The organism is Bradyrhizobium sp. USDA 4454, from assembly GCF_054822705.1.
This window is the reverse complement of sequence record NZ_JBTRCN010000001.1, coordinates 6,777,234-6,797,077: the sequence shown is the minus strand read 5'-3', so window position 1 is coordinate 6,797,077 and position 19,844 is coordinate 6,777,234. Positions and strand designations below refer to the sequence as shown.

The window sequence follows — 19,844 nt, the reverse complement described above, 5'->3', positions numbered from 1 at the left end:
GCGGCCGGCCGGCTGTTTGCGCCGGCTGGTTCTGCAAAATCTAGCTTTGCCCGGCGACGCGCTTGGTGCGCTCCCGCGCGCTGGCGTGCACCGGCGACGATCGCCGGGCGCCGGGACCAGGATGCACATGGACGTGCTTCGCGCTCAGCGGTTCGCCGCATTCCGAGCAGACCATCACAGGGTCGAACATCTTGCCGCAGCTCTTGTGTTCGTGCAGCAACGGCCGGCCGCGCGCGTCGACCATGTGGATGTTGCCCCAGTGCACGATCGACATGATGATCGGATAGAGGTCGAGCCCCTTCTGCGTCAGGATGTATTCGTAGCGCTTCGGCGCGTCCTGATAGGGAATCTTGCGCAGCACGCCGAAGCGCACCAGCTTCTTCAGCCGGTCGGCGAGCAGATGCCGAGTGATGCCGAGCGATGCCTGGAAGTCATCGAACCTGCGGATGCGCAGGAAGCATTCGCGCAGGATCAAGAGGCTCCAGCGGTCGCCGATCACAGCCACGGTGCGAGCCAGCGAGCACGGCTCTTCTTCGAGGGCATCCCATTTCATCGGCGTCTCCAGCGATCTGCGACGACATCGCAACTCAAATTCTAAAACAGAACTGACGCGATCTCAATAGGATGCGCAGAAAACAGCAGCAGATCGGCTATTGCATGATAAATATCATATTGACAGTTCTAAAATAGAACTTAAGGTCCGGGCCACGATCAATCCAGGCCGTGGCAGACGGCCGATGCCAATCGAAGGGAAGAGCGTTCCATGGCAGCTCCGCTGAAGGTCGAATTCCACTTCGATTTCGGAAGCCCTAACGCGTATCTCGCCGAGCTCGCGCTGGCCGCCATCGAGAAGCGCACCGGTGTCAAGTTCGACTACATTCCGGTGCTGCTCGGCGGTGTCTACAAGGCGACCGGCAACATGTCGCCCGGCGAGTCGCTGCGCGGCATCAAGAACAAGCCGGAATACAATGCGCTCGAGACCGAGCGCTTCCTGCGCCGCCATAACATCACGAAGTTCACCATGAACCCGTTCTTCCCGGTCAACACGCTGGCGCTGATGCGCGGCGCAGTGGCCGCACAGTTCGAAGGCGTGTTCGAACCGTATTTCCGCGCGGCCTATCATCACATGTGGGTCGAGCCGAAGAAGATGGACGACCCGCAGGTGTTCCGCGAAGCGTTCCTGTCCTCGGGTCTCGACATCGACCGCATCATCGCTCGCGCCCAGCACGACGACGTCAAGAAGAGGCTGATCGACAATACCAGCGATGCGGTGGCGCGCGGCTCGTTCGGATCGCCGACGTTCTTTGTCGGCCACGAGATCTTCTTCGGCAAGGACAAGGTGCGCGAGGTCGAGGAAGAGATCGTCGCGCAGCTGGCAACAGGGCAGCGCAAGACCGCCTGAGCGGGAAATTCCTCAACACAACAAGCCCAAAGGGCAGCGACAGGGAGGTTTCAGTGCAGGCGTTGACGCAAGTGACGGAAGGAAGCGTGGAAGGCTTGCCCAACCGTATCCATGAGGTGATCAATCATCACGTGGTGGCGACGCCAGATCATTTGGCGCTGATCGACGACAAGATGCGGCTGACCTATCGCGAGCTCGATCAGGCGGTCGATCGCGTTGCAGGGGCTCTGCAGGCGTTGGGAATCCGCGCCGGCGACCGCATGATGATCGTGAGCGAGAACTCGATCCCACTGGCGTGTCTGCTGCTGGCGGCGAGCCGGCTCGATGTCTGGTCGATCGTGGTCAATCCGCGGCTGTCGCCGCGCGAGCTGGACCAGATCAGGGATCACAGCGGCGCCCGCCGCGTGTTGTTGACGGCCGACGTTTCGCAGGAGGCGGCCACACACGCCGCGCGTTATGAGGCCGGCATACAGGATGTCGGCCCGCTGCGCGGCATCGCCGTCACCAGCCTCAATCTGGCAACCGTCGCCGAGCCGGTCGAATCCGACGGCGCAAGCCAGGTCGCGGTTCTGATCTACACGTCCGGAACCACCGGCACGCCAAAGGGCGTGATGTTGACGCATCGCAATCTGCTGTTCAGCGCCCGCGGCACCGCCGCGTTCCGCAAGATGACGGCTGACGACGTGCAATATTGCGTGCTGCCGATCTCGCATATCGTCGGCATTTCGCTGCTGACGATGACCCTGATGGTCGGTGCCACCGTGCGGCTGGTCGCGAAATACGATCCGGCCGCGCTGGTCAAGGCGATGACCGAAGAGGGCATCACGATCCTGAACGGCGTGCCCGCGACGTATCAGCGTCTGCTGGAATACCGCCGCAACGCCGGTCTGCCGAAGCTGGATCGCGGTCGGTTGCGGGTCATCTCGGTGGCCGGCGCGCCGCTCGATCTTGAGCTCAAATCCCGCGTCGAGCAGGAACTCGGCCTGCCGCTGCTCAATGGCTACGGCATCACCGAATGCTCGCCGGGCATATCCGGCGTGCGTCCCGACAATCCGCGGGCCGACCACGCAGTCGGCACCGTGATGCCGGGCCTCGAAGCAAAGCTGGTCGGCCGCGACCTCAAGCCGGTTGCCCCAGGCGAAGTCGGCGAGCTGCATGTTCGCGGCCCCAATGTGATGCGCGGCTACTACCGCGCGCCCGATCTCACCGCCAAGGCGATCGATCCCGACGGCTGGTTCAACACCGGCGATCTGGCCCGTTTCGAGAATGACGCACTCTATATCGTCGGGCGGACCAAGGAGATGATCATCCGCTCCGGCTTCAACGTCTATCCGGCCGAGATCGAGGCGGTACTGAGCACCCACGATGCCGTGGTGCAATGCGCCGTGGTCGGTCGGGCGGTCGAGGGCAACGAGGAGGTCGTCGCCTTCGTTCAGCTGATCAAGGGCTCGACCGTCACCGCGGCGGACCTGATGGCCCATGTTGCTCCGCAACTGACCTCGTACAAGCGGCCGTCGGAGATTATCCTGATGGATGCGCTGCCCGCCACATCGACGGGCAAGCTCCTGAAGCACAAGCTTGCGGAATCGTTGCGCAGCTGAAGCTGCCGCGCCGCTGATCAGTTCACTCAGACAAACGACCGGAGAACACCATGCAGAAGAGAAACAGGACGGTTGCCGTCATTGGTGCCGGTGATTTCATCGGCGGCGAGATCGCCAAGAAGTTCGCCTCCGAGGGCTTTACGATCTTCGCCGGCCGCCGCAACGGCGACAAGCTCGCGCCGTTGGTCAAGGAGATCGAGGCGGCCGGCGGCGAGATCCACGCGCGCTCACTCGACGCGCGCAAGGAGGAGGAGATCACCGCGTTCCTCAACGACGCCGACAAGCATGCGCCGCTCGAGGTCTGTATCTTCAACATCGGCGCCAACGTCAATTTCCCGATTCTGGAAACCACCGAACGGGTGTTCCGCAAGGTCTGGGAGATGGCCTGCTATTCCGGCTTCCTGGCCGGACGCGAGGCGGCGCGGCTGATGACGGCGCGCGGCGAGGGCAATATCTTCTTCACCGGCGCCACTGCGTCGCTGCGCGGCGGCAGCGGTTATGCCGCCTTCGCCAGCGCCAAGTTCGGCCTGCGCGCCGTGGCGCAGGCGATGGCGCGTGAGCTCGGTCCGAAGAACATCCATGTCGCGCATCTGATCATCGATTCCGGCGTCGACACCGAATGGGTGCGGCAGCGCCGCCTCGAGGCGCTCGGCCCGAACGCGCTCGACAATCCCGATCTGCTGATGCCGCCGGCATCGGTCGCCGGCGCTTATTGGCAGCTCTACCAGCAGCCGAAGAGCGCCTGGACTTTCGAGCTGGAGATCCGGCCGTTCGGCGAGAAGTGGTAGGGAGCAGGTCAGATGGAGCTCGCGCTATCCCCGGAAGATGCGGCGTTTCGTGACGAGGTTCGCGCCTTCATCAAGGATAATTATCCGGCGGAGATGCGCGTCGCCAACCCGGAGACCGATCTCAGCAAGGAGCAGATGCTGCTGTGGCATCGCATCCTGCACAAGAAAGGCTGGATCGCGCCGCTCTGGCCCAAGGAATATGGCGGGCCCGGCTGGTCGATCACCCGCCGCTTCATCTTCGAGCAGGAGACGACGCGTGCGGGCACGATGCCGCCGCTGGCGTTCAGCGTCACCATGGTCGGCCCCGTGATCTATACATTCGGCAACGACGCGCAGAAGCAGAAGTTCTTGCCGCGCATCCTGTCCGGCGAGGACTGGTGGTGCCAGGGCTATTCGGAGCCGGGCTCCGGCTCGGATCTCGCCACCGTCCGCACCAAGGCGGTGCGCGACGGCGATCACTATATCGTCAACGGCCACAAGACCTGGACCACGCTGGCGCAGCACGCCGACTGGATCTTCTGCCTGGTTCGCACCGATCCCACGGCGAAGCCGCAGTCCGGCATCTCGTTCCTGTTGATCGACATGAAATCGCCGGGCGTCACCGTGCGTCCGATCATCACCATCGACGGTTCGCACGAGGTCAACGACGTATTTCTGGAGAACGTCCGCGTCCCCGCCGAGAATTTGATCGGTGAGGAGAACAAGGGCTGGACCTACGCAAAATTCCTGCTGGGCAATGAGCGCACCAGCATGGCCGGCATCGGCCGCTCGACGCGCTATCTCAATCGGCTGAAGAAGATCGTCAAGGCCGAAATCCCGGAAGACGATCCGGCGCATCTTGAATTCATCCGGGACATCGCCCGCGTCGAGCTCGACGTGCTGGCGCTCGAGGCAACCGAGTTGCGCGTCGTCGCCCAGATGGCGCGCGGCATCGACCCCGGGCCTGCGGCCTCGCTGTTCAAGATTCGCGGCACCGAGATCTTCCAGAATATCACCGAGCTGACGCATCGGGCGATCGGCAATTACGGGCTTGCGATTCGCGAGCATCCGGTCAGCGCCAACCACTTCATGCCGGGGCCGGATTATGGCCACACGGCGTCGGAGAAATATCTCAACTCGCGCAAGCTCTCGATCTACGGCGGATCGAACGAGATTCAGCGCAACATCATCGCCAAGGCGGTGCTTGGTCTCTAGTTACAGCCGACGAGGATCGGATGGATATCCAGTTCACGGAAGAGCAGGAATTGTTGCGGTCCAGCGTGCAGCGGTTGCTGCGGGACCAGTATGATTTCGAGGCCCGCCGCAAGATCGTCGCGAGCGAGGATGGTTTGGGCCGTGAGCAATGGGCCGCTTTCGCAGAGCTTGGCCTGCTCGCTGCGCCGTTCTCGGAAGCCGCCGGCGGGCTCGGCGGCGGACCGCTGTCGACCATGATCATCATGCAGGAGTTCGGCCGGCATCTTGTCGTGGAGCCGTTTGTCGAGACCGTCGTCGTTGCCGGCGGCCTGATCGAGCAGGTTGGTTCCGACGCGCAGAAGCAGGCGTACATCGCCGACATCATCGCCGGATCGAAGCTCTGGGCACTCGCCTGGACCGAGAAGGACTCGCGGTTCGATCTCGCGACCGTCACCACCGCCGCGCGCCGGGATGGCGACGGCTATGTGCTCACCGGCGAGAAGACCGCGGTGCTGGCCGCGCCCTGGGCGGATTACCTGATCGTCTCCGCCCGTACCTCGGGCCATCGGCATGATCGCGGGGGCGTCAGCCTGTTCGTGGTCGATCGCCGCGCTGCCAATCTCGATTTGCAGAGCTTCAAGACGATCGATGGCCGCAGGGCGGCCGAGATCAGCCTGCGCGGCGTGCGCGCGGAATTGCTCGGCAGGGAAGGCGAGGGCGTGGCTGCGCTGGAGGCCTGCCGCAACCGCGCCATCGGCGCGCTCTGCGCCGAGGCGGTCGGCGCAATCGGCGAGCTGAATGCGGCGACCCTGGAATATTCCAAGGCGCGCAAGCAGTTCGGTGTCACGATCGGCAGCTTCCAGGTGCTGCAGCACCGGATGGTCGACATGTTTATCGCGCATCAGGAGACGCTGTCCCTGATGCAGCATCTCAGCCTCAGTCTTCGGGACGATGAGGCCGGCGTCTCGCGGCTGGCTTCGGGGGCCAAATCGAAGATCGGCTATGCCGGCAAGTTCGTGGCCGACCAGGCGGTGCAGCTGCACGGCGGCATGGGCATGACCGACGAGCTCAATGTCGGCCATTACTTCAAGCGGATTTCCTCCATCAACATCCAGTTCGGCGATCCCGCCTACCACGTGCTGCGCTATGCGCAGCTCGACGCGGCCGCCTAAGCAGAGAGGCAAGCATGTCATCGTCAGACGCAGTCATCGTTTCCACCGCGCGCACCGGCGTCGGCAAGGCTTATCGCGGCGCGCTCAACAACACCGACGGGCCAACCCTGGCCGGGCACGTCATGGCCGAAGCCGTGAAACGCGCCGGCATCGCGCCCGGCGAAGTCGAGGACGTGGTGATGGGCTGCGCGATGCAGCAGGGCACCATGGTGATGAACGTCGCGCGCAAGGGCGCGATCCGCGCCGGATTGCCGGTCACGGTGGCCGGCACCACCATCGACCGGCAATGCGCCTCAGGTCTGCAGGCGATCGCGGTCGCCGCGCGCTCGGTGATGCTTGACGGCGTCGAGATCGCGATCGGTGGCGGTATCGAGTCGATCAGCCTGGTGCAGAACGAGCACATGAATCGGTTCCACGCCGTCGACGACGAGCTGATGGCGATGAAGCCCGAGATGTACATGTCGATGCTGGAGACGGCGGAGGTCGTCGCCGAGCGTTACGGGATCGGCCGCGACAAGCAGGACGAGTACAGCCTGGAGTGCCAGCGCCGAGTCGGCGCCGCGCTGCAGGGCGGCCGCTTCAGCGACGAGATCGTGCCGATCACGACCAAGATGGCCGTGGTCAACAAGGACACCAAGGAGGTCAGCTATCAGCAGGTGACACTAGCCAAGGATGAAGGCCCGCGGCCCGACACCACGGCGGAGGGCCTTGCCAAGATCAGGCCGGTGTTCGAGGGCAAGACCATCAGCGCCGGCAATGCCAGCCAGCTCTCCGACGGCGCCTCGGCCTGCGTGATCATGAGCGACAAGATCGCCGCGCAGAAGGGCCTGAAGCCGCTCGGCATCTTCCGCGGCTTCGTCGCCGCCGGCGTCGAGCCGGACGAGATGGGCGTCGGCCCGGTTGCCGCGATCCCGCGGCTGTTGAAGCGGCACAATCTGAAGATCGACGACATCGATCTCTGGGAGCTCAACGAGGCCTATGCGGTGCAGGTGATCTATTGCCGCGACAAGCTTGGCATCGATCCGCAGAAGCTCAACGTCAATGGCGGTTCGATCGCGATCGGCCACCCCTATGGGATGACCGGCGCGCGGCTGACCGGCCACTTGCTGATCGAGGGCCGGCGGCGCAAGGCGAAGTATGGCGTGGTGACCATGTGCATCGGCGGCGGCATGGGGGCGGCCGGCCTGTTCGAAATTATCAATTGACCGAAACGCGGGAGCGACTTGTGAAGACAGCAATCACTGAACTGTTCGGCATCCAGCACCCGATCATCCAGGGCGGCATGCATTATGTCGGCTTTGCCGAGATGGCGGCCGCGGTGTCCAATGCCGGCGGCCTCGGCATCATCACCGGCCTGACCCAGCGGACGCCGGAATTGCTGGCCAAGGAGATCGCGCGCTGCCGCGACATGACCGACAAACCGATCGGCGTGAACCTCACCTTCCTGCCGAGCTTCACCGCGCCGCCCTATCCGGAATACATCGCCGCGATCCGCGAGGGCGGCGTCAAGGCGGTGGAGACCGCGGGCCGCAGCCCCGAACAATACATGCCGGCGCTGAAAGCGGCCGGCATCAAGGTGATCCACAAATGCACCTCGGTGCGGCATTCGCTGAAGGCCGAGAAGATCGGCTGCGACGCGGTCAGCGTCGACGGCTTCGAGTGCGGCGGCCATCCCGGCGAGGACGACATCCCGAACATGATCCTGCTGCCGCGCGCAGCCGACGAGCTGACAATCCCGTTTGTCGCCTCGGGCGGCATGGCGGACGCGCGCAGCCTCGTCGCGGCGCTGTCGATGGGTGCCGCCGGCATGAACATGGGCACGCGCTTCATCGCGACCAAGGAGGCGCCGGTGCATCCCAATGTGAAGCAGGCGCTGCTCGATGCCGACGAGCTCGACACCCGCTTGGTGATGCGGGCGCTGCGCAACACCGAGCGGGTGCTGAAGAACAAGGGCGTCGATGAGCTGCTCGAGATCGAGCGCGAGAAAGGCGCCAAGCTCAAGATCGAGGACATCCACGAGCAGGTCGCCGGCGTCTACCCCAAGGTGATGATCGACGGCGAGATGGATGCCGGCGCCTGGAGCTGCGGCATGGTGGTCGGCCTGATCCACGACATTCCGACGGTCAAGGAACTGATCGACCGCATCATGACCGAGGCCGAAGCGATCATCCGGCAGCGGCTGACTGGCTTTCTCGACGGCAGGTTTGAAACCACGGCGGCCCGCGCGGTCGCTTAAGGGAGATTGCCATGACCGAGCGCGTCCAAGTCGAAATCGCCGCCGGCGTCATGACGCTGACCTTGCGCCGGCCCGAGAAGAAGAACGCGTTGACCGGCGCCATGTATGACGCGATGTCGAACGCGCTGAAGCAGGCCGAGGCGGATCCGTCCGTCCGCGTGATCCTGTTCCAGGGTGATGGCGACAGTTTTACCGCGGGCAATGATCTCGCCGATTTCGCGAGCCAAGCGCGCGGCGAAAGCGCGGTCGACAGCCCGGCGCATCGCTTCATCGAGACCATCAGCAAGGTCGGCAAGCCAGTGGTCGCCGCGGTGCAGGGCAATGCGGTCGGCGTCGGCACCACCATGCTGCTGCATTGCGACCTGGTTTATCTCGCTGAGAACGCCCGGCTGATCACGCCATTCGTCAATCTGGCGCTGGTGCCGGAGGCGGCATCGAGCTGGCTGCTACCCTTGCGGATCGGGCACGCGCGCGCCTATGCGATGTTTGCGCTCGGCGAGCCGATGGACGCGCCGGGTGCCCTGGCATCCGGTCTCGCCAATGCTGTGGTGCCGCCGGCCGATCTTCGGAACAAAGCCCATGATGCGGCAATCGCGCTGACCAAGCGGCCGGCGGGTTCGCTCAGCCTGACCAAGCAGCTGATGCGCGAGCAGCAGCGCATCGCGGCGCAGATCGCAGCGGAGGGTGCGCTGTTCAAGGAACGTCTGACGACGCCCGAGGCGCGCGAGGCCTTCGCCGCCTTCGCCGAGCGGCGTCAGCCCGATTTCACCAAGCTGTCGGCCTGACCGACAGCGCCATTCACGGATACATCGAGGGAGCGAAAGCATGCACGTAACCGGCAGCCATCAATACCCCAGCATGGAAACCGTGATCTACGGCAAGCCGGCAGCCGAGGCGCTGCGCGAGGAGGCCGAGCGGCTGGGCGCCAAACGCGTCTATCTGATCGCCAGCCGGACGTTGAACACTACGACCGACGAGATCGAGAAGATCCGCAAAGCGCTCGGCGATCGCCATGCCGCGACCTTCGACGGCGTGCCGCAGCACACGACCAGGGACGCGGTGACGCAGATCGCGCGGCTCGCCAGCGAGGCCAAGGCCGACCTCGTCGTCGCGATCGGCGGCGGCTCGGTGGTCGATGCGGCAAAGATCGTGCTGATGTGCATCGAGCACGAGATCTTCGCGCCCGCAGGGCTCGACGGCTTCGAGACTACGCCGGATCGCCGCTTCGGCGCGTTTCGAAACCCGAAGGTCCGGATGATCGCGATCCCGAGCACGCTGTCGGGCGGCGAATACAATTCGGGCGCACTGGTCACCGACACCAGCCGCAAGCTGAAGCAGATCTTCAACCACCCGATGATGATGCCGCGCAGCATCATTCTCGATCCCGCGATCACGAAGTATACGCCGGAGAAGCTCTGGCTCGGCTCCGGCACGCGCGCGATGGACCACGGCATCGAGGCGATCTGCTCGAGCCGCCCCAACGTGCTGGTCGATGCGGTGTGCCAGCAGGGGCTGCGCTATCTGCACGACGGCCTGCTGCGCACCAAGGCCAATCCCGACGACGAGGCGGCAAGGCTGAATTGCCAGCTCGGTTCCTGGCTGTCCGCGTTCGGATTGCAGTCGCGGGTGCCGATGGGCGCCAGCCACGCCATCGGTCACGTGCTCGGCGGCACCTGCAACGTCCCGCATTATTTTTGCACGGCGGTCATGATGCCGAGCGTGCTGCGCTACAACCGTCCTGCGACGGAAGCGGCCCAGCAATCGATCGCCGCCGCGCTCGGCGCGCCGGGACGCGACGCCGGCGAGGCATTTGCCGCATTCATCGCGGAGCTCGGCCTGCCGCGGCGGCTTGCCGATGTCGGTGTCGGCGAGGATCGCTTCGAGCTGATCGGCAAGAACGCGATGCTGTCGATCTTCACCCGCGCCAACCCGCAGCCGATCCGCGAGCCCGCCGACGTCGTCAAGATCCTGAAGCTGGCGGCCTGACGCAGCAGCACCCGGAGCACGCCATGGCCGCCTTGCGCATTTTCTCCTATCTGCCGAATCCGCGGGTCTGGAAGGCGACCGTCGCCGCGCGGTTCTGCGGCGTCGACGTCGAGGTCAGGGGCGCCTCGGGCAGGGAATTGCGCGACTGGTTGTGGGACTATGATGCCCGTCCGCTGGCGGAGCAGGAACGCGCCGAGCTGGCCTCTCTGGCGCGGACCGGCCGGGTCGGGCTGACCGGCGCGCAGCTGTTCAAGACCGACGCATTCATGGCAGCGCAGCCGTTCGGCAACGTGCCGGCCGCGTTCGGGGCCGATGGCAGGGTCGGTATCTTCGAATCGAACAGCATCATGCGCGCGGTGGCGCGGCTTGGCGAAGCGAAGTTTCCGCTCTACGGGCATGACGCCTATGAGGCGTCGCGGATCGACAGCTTTCTCGATGTCAGCCTGGTCTTCGCGCGGGACTCGCAGATCTATCTGCTGGCGCTGTCGGGCGGCACGGTCGATGCGGCCATTCACGCGCGCGCGAAAGACGCGTTCGCGATTTATGCCTCCGGGATCGAGCAGGCCCTGTCGGCACAGCGAGCGACGCTGGTCGGTGACGGAATCTCGATAGCCGACATCTGCTTTGCCGCCGAGCTCGCGCTGTTCATGAATGAGCATGCGCGGACCGAGCAACTGAGCAAGCTGGGCTTGCAGAAGATTCTGCATCCGGGCGCAAGGGATGAATATCCGCTGACGTTCGCGCACTTTGCCCGGCTGGTCGATCACGAACATTTCAGACCGGAGCTCAAGCCTTACGTCGAGAAGCTGTTGTCGAAGGCGGCCGCCTGAAATGCGTTGGCCGCAACGCCGAGGAGTGATCGCATGACCGCACCTATCTGTCTGATATCCGGCGTTGGTCCCGGCACCGGTTCGGCGCTCGCCCGGCGGTTCGCGGAGGGCGGCTATCGCGTCGCGCTGCTTGCCAGGAACGAGGAGCGTCTTGCCGCGCTCGCGCAGCAACTGCCGGGCGCCAAGGCCTATCGCTGCGATGTGTCCGATCCCGCGCAGGTCGAGGCGGTGGCGTCGGCCGTGGAACGCGATCTCGGCAACCCCGGCGTCGTGATCCACAACGCCGTCGGCGGCGCGTTCGGCACCTTCCGCGAGATCGATCCCGAAATTCTCAATCGCAACTTCCAGGTCAACACGATGGGCCTGCTGTATTTGGCGCGGCGCTTTGCGCCGGCGATGATCGGCGCAGGCAAGGGCGCCATCGTTGCCACCGGCAACACCTCGGCATTGCGCGGCAAGGCCGGCTTCGCGGGGTTCGCGCCGACCAAGGCGGCGCAGCGCATTCTCGCCGAAGCGATGGCGCGCGATTTGGGACCGCAGGGCATCCACGTGGCCTATCTCGTGATCGATGCAGTGATCGATCTCGCGTGGACCCGGAAGCGCTGGCCGGACCGGCCGGACGATTTCTTCATCAAGCCGCGGGCGATCGCGGACGAGGTCTGGCACATCGCCCATCAGGATCGCAGCGCGTGGTCGTTCAACGTCGAGATCAGGCCGTTCGGCGAGGCCTGGTAGGCAGCGCGGCGGCGGTCAAGAGCAAATTCAATTCATAAAAGCTCAGGGGGAATTTCATGTCGTTGAAGACGTTTGCTTTGTCCATTGCCGCGCTCGCGGCCTTTGCGGCAGCTTCGGTCCGCGCCGAAACGCCAGGGGTTTCGGAGTCGGAAATCAAGGTCGGGGCGACGTTCCCGTTCAGCGGTCCGGCATCCCCGCTCAGTAACGTTGGCAAGGGCCTGATCGCCTATGTCCATTCCGTCAATGACCGCGGCGGCATCAATGGCCGCAAGATCAACCTCATCACCTATGACGACGCCTACACGCCGCCGAAGGCGGTGGAGCAGACCCGCAAGCTGATCGAGAGCGACGAGGTGGCGTTCCTGTTCAGCCCGCTCGGCACACCTGGGATCGGTGCGACCATCAAATACGTCACAGCGAAGAAGGTGCCGCATCTGTTCGTGGTCAGCGGCGCCACCAAATTCGCGAATTTCAGCGAGTTTCCGCTGACCACCACCGGATTGCCGAGCTACAACACCGAAGGCAAGATCTACGCAAGATACATCACCCAGACGGCGCCCGATGCGAAGATCGCGATCCTCTACCAGAACGACGATCTCGGCCGCGATTTCGTCGCCGCGTTCAAGGAGGTGCTGAAGGCCGATTTCGACAGGAAGGTGGTGACGTCTCCCTATGAGGTCACCGAGCCCACCATCGAATCCCGCGTGGTCACGCTCAAAGCGTCCGGCGCCCAGGCGTTCCTGATCGCCGGCACGCCGAAATTCGCCGCACAGGCGATCAAGAAGGCGAACGAGATCGGCTGGACGCCGCTCACCATCGTCAATTATGTGTCGAGCTCGGTCTCCTCGACCATCGTGCCGGCCGGCGCGGACAAGGCGGTCGGCGTCGTGGTCGCGACCATCGCGAAGGACCCGAACGACAAGAAGTGGGCCGACGATCCCGGCATCAAATGGTATCGCGCCCATTTCGAGAAGTATCTTCCGGGCTCCGATATCGGCGACAGCAACTATCTGTTCGGCACCCATCAGGGCCAGATCCTGGAGCAGGTGCTGAAACAGTGCGGCGACGATCTGTCGCGCGAGAACATCGTCAAGCAGGCGCGCAACATCAAGGGGCTGGTGCTGCCGACCCTGATGCCGGGCATCACCGTCAACACTGGTCCTGACAACAGCATGGCGTACACGCAGCTGCAGCTGCAGCGCTGGACCGGAAGCTCATGGGAGCAGTTCGGCGGCGTGCTCAGCGCCGACACGAACTGAGCGCGGGCCGGCGGTCAATGCAGCGCGCTAGTGCGGCCTTCGCGCGATCGGCTTCGCCAGCGCGCTGCGCCAATCCCATTGCGACGACCGGTCGCTCGACCGAAGGCTCGCCAGCAAGGCCGCGGTCTTAGGCTGAACCCGCGAGCCGTCGATCACCTCGAGCCGGCCGCAGCGGTTGAGCGTGTGCAGCTTGCGTCCGGTCCACAACGGCCCGGGCTTGAGCAGGTGTCGCACGGCCTGCTTGTACGTCGTCGGCGACAGTTCGAGCACTTCCGCAAGGCCGAGCGCCGCGCCATATCCGGTGCTGCAATCCTGCACCGGCCGCCATAGCTTGCCATCGATGGTTACGAAATTGCCTGCCGGCCGCGTGGTTGCGCGATCCATCAGGATCGGATTGGCGGCATGCGGTTGCCAGGGGCCGAACAAATGCTCGGCGTAGTAGATCGCCAGCGTGTCGGAATACCCGCCGGTGCCGTCGCGCCAGGCGCCGAACATGTAATAGAGGCCATTGTGCTGCGTGATGGTCACGTCAGCCAGTTCGAGCCCCGACAGCAGCGTGGAGTGCCGCTCCCATTTGTCCGGAAAGCGGATGCATTTGTAGATGGGAACGTCGCGATGCGCGGTGCTCTCCGGGATCATCCAGAGTTCGCCATCGCTCTCGATCAGGAACGGGTACGACAGGTGCCAGGGCTCCTCCAGCACGGGCAGCACCGTGCCGACCGGTCCGTTGCCGTCGAACTCGATCGTGGAGATGATGCCCTTGCCGGTCCGGTGATCGAGATCTTCGAAGAAGACGAACGTCCGACCCTGCCATTTCACGGGGAAGGGATCTGCATAGAAATGGTTGCCGGGATCGCCGAGTACGTTCCAGGACGGCCCCGACAGATCGCCGGTACGCCAGACATCGGCGTTCTCGGCGTAGCGCCAGCCGACATGCCAATGCGGCGCGTAGCAGCACAGGCGGTAGATTTCCTTTGCGATCGAGGTCGCCACGCCGCGCAGGACAAAGGGCGCGGGATTGGGCGCTGCGCCGCCGGTCGCCGGAGCGGCCAGTTGCGGCACCAGCCGCGGCGCCCCCGACAGGATCGGCGGCAGCATCGACAGCGTTCGTGTCATCACCGTTTCCAGCCCGCCGCTCAGGCCGGTCGCGATTTCCGCCGACGGATGGCCGCGGTCCATGACCGTGCCGTCGCGCTCATTGACGATTTCGATCACCGGCAAGTCACCAACGAGAATGGCCGCGAGCGCGGCATCTTCTCCGGCGTGCCCGTTGAACCGTGGACGGAGGTAGAGCCGGGCGGCGCAGTTCGGATCGCGCTCGGCCGCGGTGAAGTCGACCACCACGTCGGGGTCGCCTGCGCGCGGCCGCTCCGGGATCACCTTCAGCCTGTCGGCGCCTCCGGTCTTGCCCTTGCGCAGAACGATGCGCTCCAGCTCGAACAGTGCGTCGAGGCCCGCTGGGCGCGGGCCCGGCGTCGTGATCCAGGTGATTTGAACGGGAATATCCTGATCGTTGATGCGCAGCGACTCGCGGCACATCCAGAGCCGCGCCTGCCCACGATCGCAGCGAAACTCGATAATCATGGCCAACCCAACTTCCTAGTGCGCGTCAGCTCCCACGGCATTGCCGAGAATGCGGACGTATTCCTCTATCATGGCATCCAACGAATAGCGCGACTTGAGGCCCACGGCGCTTTGCCGCAGCTGGTCGCTCAACAAACGGTCGGTCAGGACTTTCGATACGGCGGCGGCAAACTCGGCATCGTTCGCGGCGTCAACGAACACCGCGGCAGGTTGTCCCTGGTACGACAGCACCTCGCGCAGCACGGGAAGATCATTGACGACGCAGGGAATGCCGGCGCTCGCGGCCTCCACCGCCGCAAGGCCGAAGGTCTCGGCTTGTGACGGGAAGACGAAGACGTCGAGGCAGGCCAAAAAGTCGGCCATCTGGCGCGGCGGGATCTCGCCGATGAAGTGCAGCCGGTCCGAGACATCAAGTTGATTCGCCAGCGTGCGCAGCCGGTCTTCATCCGCGCCCTGGCCGGCGAGGGCAAGGTGCCAGGACGGGTCGGCAGCAAGCAGGCGAATGGCCGCATCGAGCCGCTTGTGCGGATGCAGTCTCGCGGCGCAGCCGAGCAGGGTGCGATCCGGCGGCAACTTGAACTGCTGCCGCGCAATAGCCTTTGGCAGGCTGTGCGACTTGTCGTCGAAGCCATGCGGGACATGCTTCATGCGCGATCGATAAGGCGCGGGATAGCGGGCGTATTCCCGTTCCATGTCGCGCGAGTTCAGCGTGATGCACTGGAAGAAGCCGGTCGAGCCCATGATGATGTCGGCGGCGCGCACCGGCATGCTCATCGACAGCGCCGAGGAAACCTGGTTGGCGACGACAGGCGCGCGGCTGACCAGGCGCGACACGCCGCCGCCGATCACGTTGCCGAAATGCTGGAAGGTCAGGACGACATCGGGCCTGATGCGCCTGAGATGACCGGCGAGCGTCCACAGCATGCGCAGCAGCGCCACCGGGTTTCCCGGACGGCTCGGCGCGCAATAATACGTATTGGGCGGCTCGTCGAACGAATCCGACTTGCGGAAGAAGAACAGGTTGGTGACGTGATAGCCGCGTGCGCTAAGGCCGGCGCCGAGCAGCCGCGATATCTCCTGCGCGCCGGCGTTCTCGGCCTGGGTTTGCACCAGGACAACGCGCAGCTTTGGCTTGCTCTCGTTCGGTCGATCGCCTGCTGCGATCGATGCGTCGCGCAGCTCTATGCTCAGTTCTGTACTTGGCGTGTAATGGAGCACGGATTCCTCACCCGTCGGGGGAGTGGATTGGTCTTCCCCATTTTTGCGCGCGTACTTATCACGCGAAGCGTGCTCGTGCACCGAGTAGCGCGTGGTGAGGTTACTGCTCATTTAGTGCGATCAGACATTGCCAGCAATCGAGAGCCATCGTCTCACACACAGAGTACAGCTGGCTCGTTAACTAATTGGTTACGGCCGCGCAAGGAGAGGGTAACCGCAGGTTAACCATAGATATTTACGTTGGGCGCGCGCTGAGCAGCGCCGTCAGTTGAATTTGAGTTAGAGCCCATGAAGTTCGGTAGCCGCGTCGGCCCGAGACGTTCCGAAGCCACGGGACCCGCAGCGTCGTGGGAGGGTTCCGGCGTGCCGACCGGCCAAGCTTCCCCGGAAACCACCAAGGGCGTGCTGAGCCTTTCCGGCGTGCTGGCGTTTTTTCGCGAGAACGGCCAACGCATCCTGATGCTCGCCGCGGTCATTTTCGCCGTCGGTATCATCTTGCTGATGTTGATCCCGGCGCGCTACGCCGCGACTGCGCTCGTCGTGGTCGACCCGCGGGAACAACGTGTCACCACCGATCAGGACGTCCTGCCGGGGATCGGTCAAGATGCCGCGGCATTGCAGAGCTATGTCGAGATCGCCAAATCCGATGGATTTCTCGGGCCGCTGATCGAGCAGCTCAAGGTTGCCCAGGACGATGACATCGCAGGCGGCAGAACCGACGCCACGCGCCTGCTCGACCGGTTTCGCAACCGGCTCGACATCAGCAGGCGTGGGTTGACCTATGTCATCGCCATCAAGTTCACGTCCAACGACCCGCAGCGGGCAGCGTATTACGCCAATGCGGTGGCCGAAGCGTTCGTCGCCAGCCAGCGCGGAACCCGCAGCGTGGCAACCGACGAAGCCGCCGACTGGCTGAAGAGCCGGCTCAAGACATTGAACGAACGGCTGCGGTCGTCGGAAGATGCCGTCGCCAAATTCAAGCTCGAGCACCGCATCGTCAATGCCGGCAAGGAATCCACCACGCAGCAGCTGCGCGTCACCGACCTGACGCAGCAGGTCGCCGCCGCGCGCGCCCGCGCCGAAGAGGCCAAGGCTCGCTACGAGCAGTCGCAACGCGATCTGAAGGCCAATGTCGACGGGCCGGTCAAGCAGGACCTGCTGAGCGCGCTGCGCGCCCAGCGCTCGGCGCTCAACGACCAGATCGCGCAGAAGCGCGGGGTGCTCGGCGATCGTCATCCCGATCTCGTGATGGCGCTGAGCCAGCTCAGCGACCTCAACAGGCAGATCGAGATCGAGCGCAAGAAGAACATCGCCACCGCGAAGTCCGAATACGAGGCGCAGCGCGATCAGCAGAAGGCGCTCGAGGACCAGCTGAAGGCGGCCGAACAGCAGATCCTGGTCGACGGTCAGGCGCTGGTGAAGCTGCAGGAATTGCAGCGCGACGCCGACGCCAACAAGAATATCTACGAGCAGTTCCTGTCGCGCTACAAGACGACCGACGAGCAGCGCCTGCTGCAGGCTTCGCAGACCAAGGTTGCGTCGCCCGCGACGCCGCCAGTGCGTTCGACGCTTCCGCCGCTTCCGTTGTTGCTCGCCGCGCTCGCGATCGTCTCGCTGCTGACGTCGACCGCGATTGTCGCGATTCCCGGTCTTAATCTGGCGCAGCTCCCGCTCAAGACTATCCAGCCGCTGCGTCGTGCCGAGGCACCTGCGCTGCAACCCGCGCCGCAGCCTGCGCTGCCGCCGGGATTGCCGGTGTTGGCGCGCATACCCGACATGGTGTCGCCGGATGCGGTCCGGAGCGTCTGGCAGACCCCGATTGCGACGACGGCCGAGCCCGATCTTAGCGAGCATCTTCAGTTGCTGATCGAGAACATCGAGCAGCTTCCAGGCGACCACGGCAAGGTGGCGCTGCTGATGTCGGCCGAGGCCGGTGCAGGCGGCAGCACCGTTGCACGGTGGCTCAATCGATCGGCCGTGAAGAACGGCTTGCTCAGCGTCCTGATCGAGATGGAATCCAGGCGCGCAGAAGCTGCACCGCCACAGGGTTCCGGGATCATCAAGGCCGATCTGCCGTCCGTCATCGAACTCTTGGGCGGCAGCAGCAAGGCGCCGCCTTATCCGCCGGACGATATCCGCGCCGATTTCGGCCTGATCATCGTCGATGCGTCGTCACTTGCCATGGAGCCGGCTGCGGTGGCGCTGGCCGTCCACGCCGATCTGGTCATCCTGGTGGTTCGCGAGGGGGCCGCCAACTCGGCCGCGATTGGCAAGGCGCGGGCCGATCTCGCCAAGCTTGGTTCTGTCCCCACCGCGCTTGTCGTCAATCGTGTGGCGGTCAATGCCGCCGTTCGCGCGCCTCAGGGTAAAGCCCTGGGTTTTGCAAGCTGAAGCCGGATTAACTTCCCCTAGGGGGAAGTCTGGTCGTTGGCGTCTAGTCGTTGCTATCCGCAACGCGGACGGTGTAGACGCCAGCCTTCGACGACGATAGATGCGACAACACCAGAACAGACGGGTCGACGCCGGTCCGCCGGCGGCACAGCACATTGAGCGCGATGGTGACAAGCACCAGCGACACGGTGGCCGAGATCGCGGCGCCGAGCACGCCGAGCCAGGGGATCAGCACGACAAATCCGACCAGCCGCAACGCCACGTTGGCGGCGACGACCGGAACATAATCGCGCTCATGCCCCGTCAGCTGCAGCACCGCAGCCGACGGCCCGCCTGCCGCCTGGAAGGCCGTGCCGATCGCGAGCACGATCAACACCCATTGCTGCGCGGCGAAATGCGGTCCGAACAAGCCGAGCAGATAGGGAGCGCCGATCCAGACGATCACGAGTCCACTGAGCACGCAGAGCGCGGTCACCTCGGCCATCAGCTTCAGCGTATGTTCGAGCTCGCGGTGGTTCTTGCTGAAATAAAGCGAGGGCAGCCGGCGCGCGCCGAATGTGTAAAGCGCCGCCGAGAGCATGGCGAAGATGTTCGCGAGCCGCGAGGCGGCGAAATAGACACCTGCCGTGGCCGGATCCAGCATCCAGTAGACCAGGATGACGTCGAAATACTGGTTTGCCGCTTCGAGGATGGACGCGAGCCAGAAGCGGAATGCGCTCCGGTTCCAGCGCGAGCTTTCGAAGCGTGCCGTGACCTCGCGCAGGTTCGGCAGCGCGCGCAGGATCGACACGACCTGCACGACCAGCCCTAGGGCCATCGCGACCGTCATCGCGGTGAAGAGTTCGGCGGGAGTGAGCTCGCGGTGGCCGAACAGCACGGCGATCAGGAACAGGACAACGGCAACCCGCCAGAAGAACTCGCGATTGCCCTCGCCCATCAGGATGCTGACCAGGGATCGCGCGATCTGGCTGCCAAGCATCAACCCGGCATTGACGGCGGCGAACGCCGAGACCGAGAGGATCAAGAGCCACCACTCGCCGCGAACGCTCGCCACCGCGGCGATCGCCGCGATCGAGATCAGCATCCCGATCGCGGAATTCCTCAGGCTCGACAGCAGCACGCCCTTGGTGAACTCGGCCTGGCCGCGTACCTGGTACTCGTTGAGGAAGCGAACCAGCAGCAGCTCCTGGCCGACCAGGCCCGCGACCGAAGCGATCTGGGCGATGGAAAGCAAGGTCGCAAAATCTCCAAACGCGTCGGGCGTCATTGCCCGCGCGGCCAGCGAGAACAGGGCAAATGCGAGCCCGCCGCTGCCGACCTTGAGGAGGATGGTCCCGGCAACACCGCGCGTGACATCGCGCCGTAGCATTTGAAGTACAGAGGCAATCACCGGAGATGTCTCAATATCCAGTCAGGCTGTTGACCCTAGCAGTCGGTGAGATCAGGAGTGTTAATGTTCTCTTGCTAAA

The 19,844-nt window shown here is 64.4% G+C and carries 17 protein-coding genes; 13 read left to right on the top strand and 4 right to left on the bottom strand.

Features of this window, described 5'->3' with window-relative positions; all coding sequences use genetic code 11:
- Nucleotides 1–40: 40 nt before the first annotated feature.
- Nucleotides 41–553, bottom strand: a complete 513-nt coding sequence (locus ACVIW0_RS31595) for a winged helix-turn-helix transcriptional regulator (RefSeq protein ID WP_461355915.1) — start codon at nt 551–553, stop codon at nt 41–43.
- 210 nt (nt 554–763) lie between these two features.
- On the opposite strand from ACVIW0_RS31595, the gene ACVIW0_RS31590 reads away from it, so the two are divergent.
- The 12 genes from ACVIW0_RS31590 (at nt 764) to ACVIW0_RS31535 (ending at nt 13,182) form a co-directional block, all read left to right on the top strand.
- The gene (locus tag ACVIW0_RS31590) at nt 764–1,402 is read left to right on the top strand and encodes a DsbA family protein (RefSeq protein WP_461355914.1); all 639 of its coding nucleotides are present in this window, start codon (nt 764–766) and stop codon (nt 1,400–1,402) included.
- Nucleotides 1,403–1,488: 86 nt separating this feature from the next.
- Nucleotides 1,489–3,003: a class I adenylate-forming enzyme family protein gene (locus tag ACVIW0_RS31585; protein ID WP_461355913.1), complete on the top strand. Its 1,515-nt coding sequence runs from the start codon at nt 1,489–1,491 to the stop codon at nt 3,001–3,003.
- A 50-nt stretch (nt 3,004–3,053) separates the two neighbouring features.
- Nucleotides 3,054–3,791, top strand: coding sequence for an SDR family oxidoreductase (locus ACVIW0_RS31580; RefSeq protein WP_461355912.1), 738 nt, complete (start codon nt 3,054–3,056; stop codon nt 3,789–3,791).
- Nucleotides 3,792–3,803: 12 nt separating this feature from the next.
- Nucleotides 3,804–4,985, top strand: a complete 1,182-nt coding sequence (locus tag ACVIW0_RS31575; RefSeq protein WP_461355911.1) for an acyl-CoA dehydrogenase family protein — start codon at nt 3,804–3,806, stop codon at nt 4,983–4,985.
- A gap of 20 nt (nt 4,986–5,005) precedes the next feature.
- Nucleotides 5,006–6,136, top strand: a complete 1,131-nt coding sequence (locus ACVIW0_RS31570) for an acyl-CoA dehydrogenase family protein (protein WP_461355910.1) — start codon at nt 5,006–5,008, stop codon at nt 6,134–6,136.
- 14 nt (nt 6,137–6,150) lie between these two features.
- Entirely contained in the window at nt 6,151–7,341 is a 1,191-nt protein-coding gene (locus ACVIW0_RS31565; RefSeq protein WP_461355909.1) for an acetyl-CoA C-acyltransferase, read from the top strand.
- Nucleotides 7,342–7,361: 20 nt separating this feature from the next.
- Nucleotides 7,362–8,372 carry an NAD(P)H-dependent flavin oxidoreductase gene (locus ACVIW0_RS31560; RefSeq protein ID WP_461355908.1) on the top strand — a complete coding sequence of 337 codons (1,011 nt, stop codon included), beginning with the start codon at nt 7,362–7,364 and terminating at the stop codon, nt 8,370–8,372.
- Between the two features lie 11 nt (nt 8,373–8,383).
- Nucleotides 8,384–9,157 (top strand): enoyl-CoA hydratase-related protein, encoded by a 774-nt coding sequence (locus ACVIW0_RS31555; protein WP_461355907.1) that lies wholly within the window; start codon nt 8,384–8,386, stop codon nt 9,155–9,157.
- Between the two features lie 40 nt (nt 9,158–9,197).
- Nucleotides 9,198–10,358, top strand: a complete 1,161-nt coding sequence (locus ACVIW0_RS31550; protein WP_461355906.1) for an iron-containing alcohol dehydrogenase — start codon at nt 9,198–9,200, stop codon at nt 10,356–10,358.
- Between the two features lie 23 nt (nt 10,359–10,381).
- The gene (locus tag ACVIW0_RS31545; RefSeq protein ID WP_461355905.1) at nt 10,382–11,188 is read left to right on the top strand and encodes a glutathione S-transferase family protein; all 807 of its coding nucleotides are present in this window, start codon (nt 10,382–10,384) and stop codon (nt 11,186–11,188) included.
- Between the two features lie 33 nt (nt 11,189–11,221).
- Nucleotides 11,222–11,923 carry an SDR family NAD(P)-dependent oxidoreductase gene (locus tag ACVIW0_RS31540; protein ID WP_461355904.1) on the top strand — a complete coding sequence of 234 codons (702 nt, stop codon included), beginning with the start codon at nt 11,222–11,224 and terminating at the stop codon, nt 11,921–11,923.
- 56 nt (nt 11,924–11,979) lie between these two features.
- Nucleotides 11,980–13,182: an ABC transporter substrate-binding protein gene (locus tag ACVIW0_RS31535; protein ID WP_461355903.1), complete on the top strand. Its 1,203-nt coding sequence runs from the start codon at nt 11,980–11,982 to the stop codon at nt 13,180–13,182.
- A gap of 27 nt (nt 13,183–13,209) precedes the next feature.
- On the opposite strand, the gene ACVIW0_RS31530 is transcribed toward ACVIW0_RS31535, so the two are convergent.
- Both ACVIW0_RS31530 and ACVIW0_RS31525 read right to left on the bottom strand, forming a co-directional pair.
- On the bottom strand, nt 13,210–14,766 hold the full coding sequence (locus ACVIW0_RS31530) for a glucosamine inositolphosphorylceramide transferase family protein (protein WP_461357482.1): 1,557 nt from the start codon (nt 14,764–14,766) through the stop codon (nt 13,210–13,212).
- 15 nt (nt 14,767–14,781) lie between these two features.
- Entirely contained in the window at nt 14,782–15,984 is a 1,203-nt protein-coding gene (locus tag ACVIW0_RS31525; RefSeq protein ID WP_461355902.1) for a glycosyltransferase family 4 protein, read from the bottom strand.
- A gap of 288 nt (nt 15,985–16,272) precedes the next feature.
- Here ACVIW0_RS31525 and ACVIW0_RS31520 point away from each other — a divergent pair, with 288 nt between their 5' ends.
- On the top strand, nt 16,273–18,375 hold the full coding sequence (locus tag ACVIW0_RS31520) for a GumC family protein (protein ID WP_461355901.1): 2,103 nt from the start codon (nt 16,273–16,275) through the stop codon (nt 18,373–18,375).
- A gap of 43 nt (nt 18,376–18,418) precedes the next feature.
- On the opposite strand, the gene ACVIW0_RS31515 is transcribed toward ACVIW0_RS31520, so the two are convergent.
- A complete protein-coding gene (locus ACVIW0_RS31515) occupies nt 18,419–19,744 on the bottom strand; it encodes a lipopolysaccharide biosynthesis protein (protein WP_461355900.1) in 1,326 nt (441 codons plus the stop codon).
- Nucleotides 19,745–19,844 lie beyond the last annotated feature (100 nt).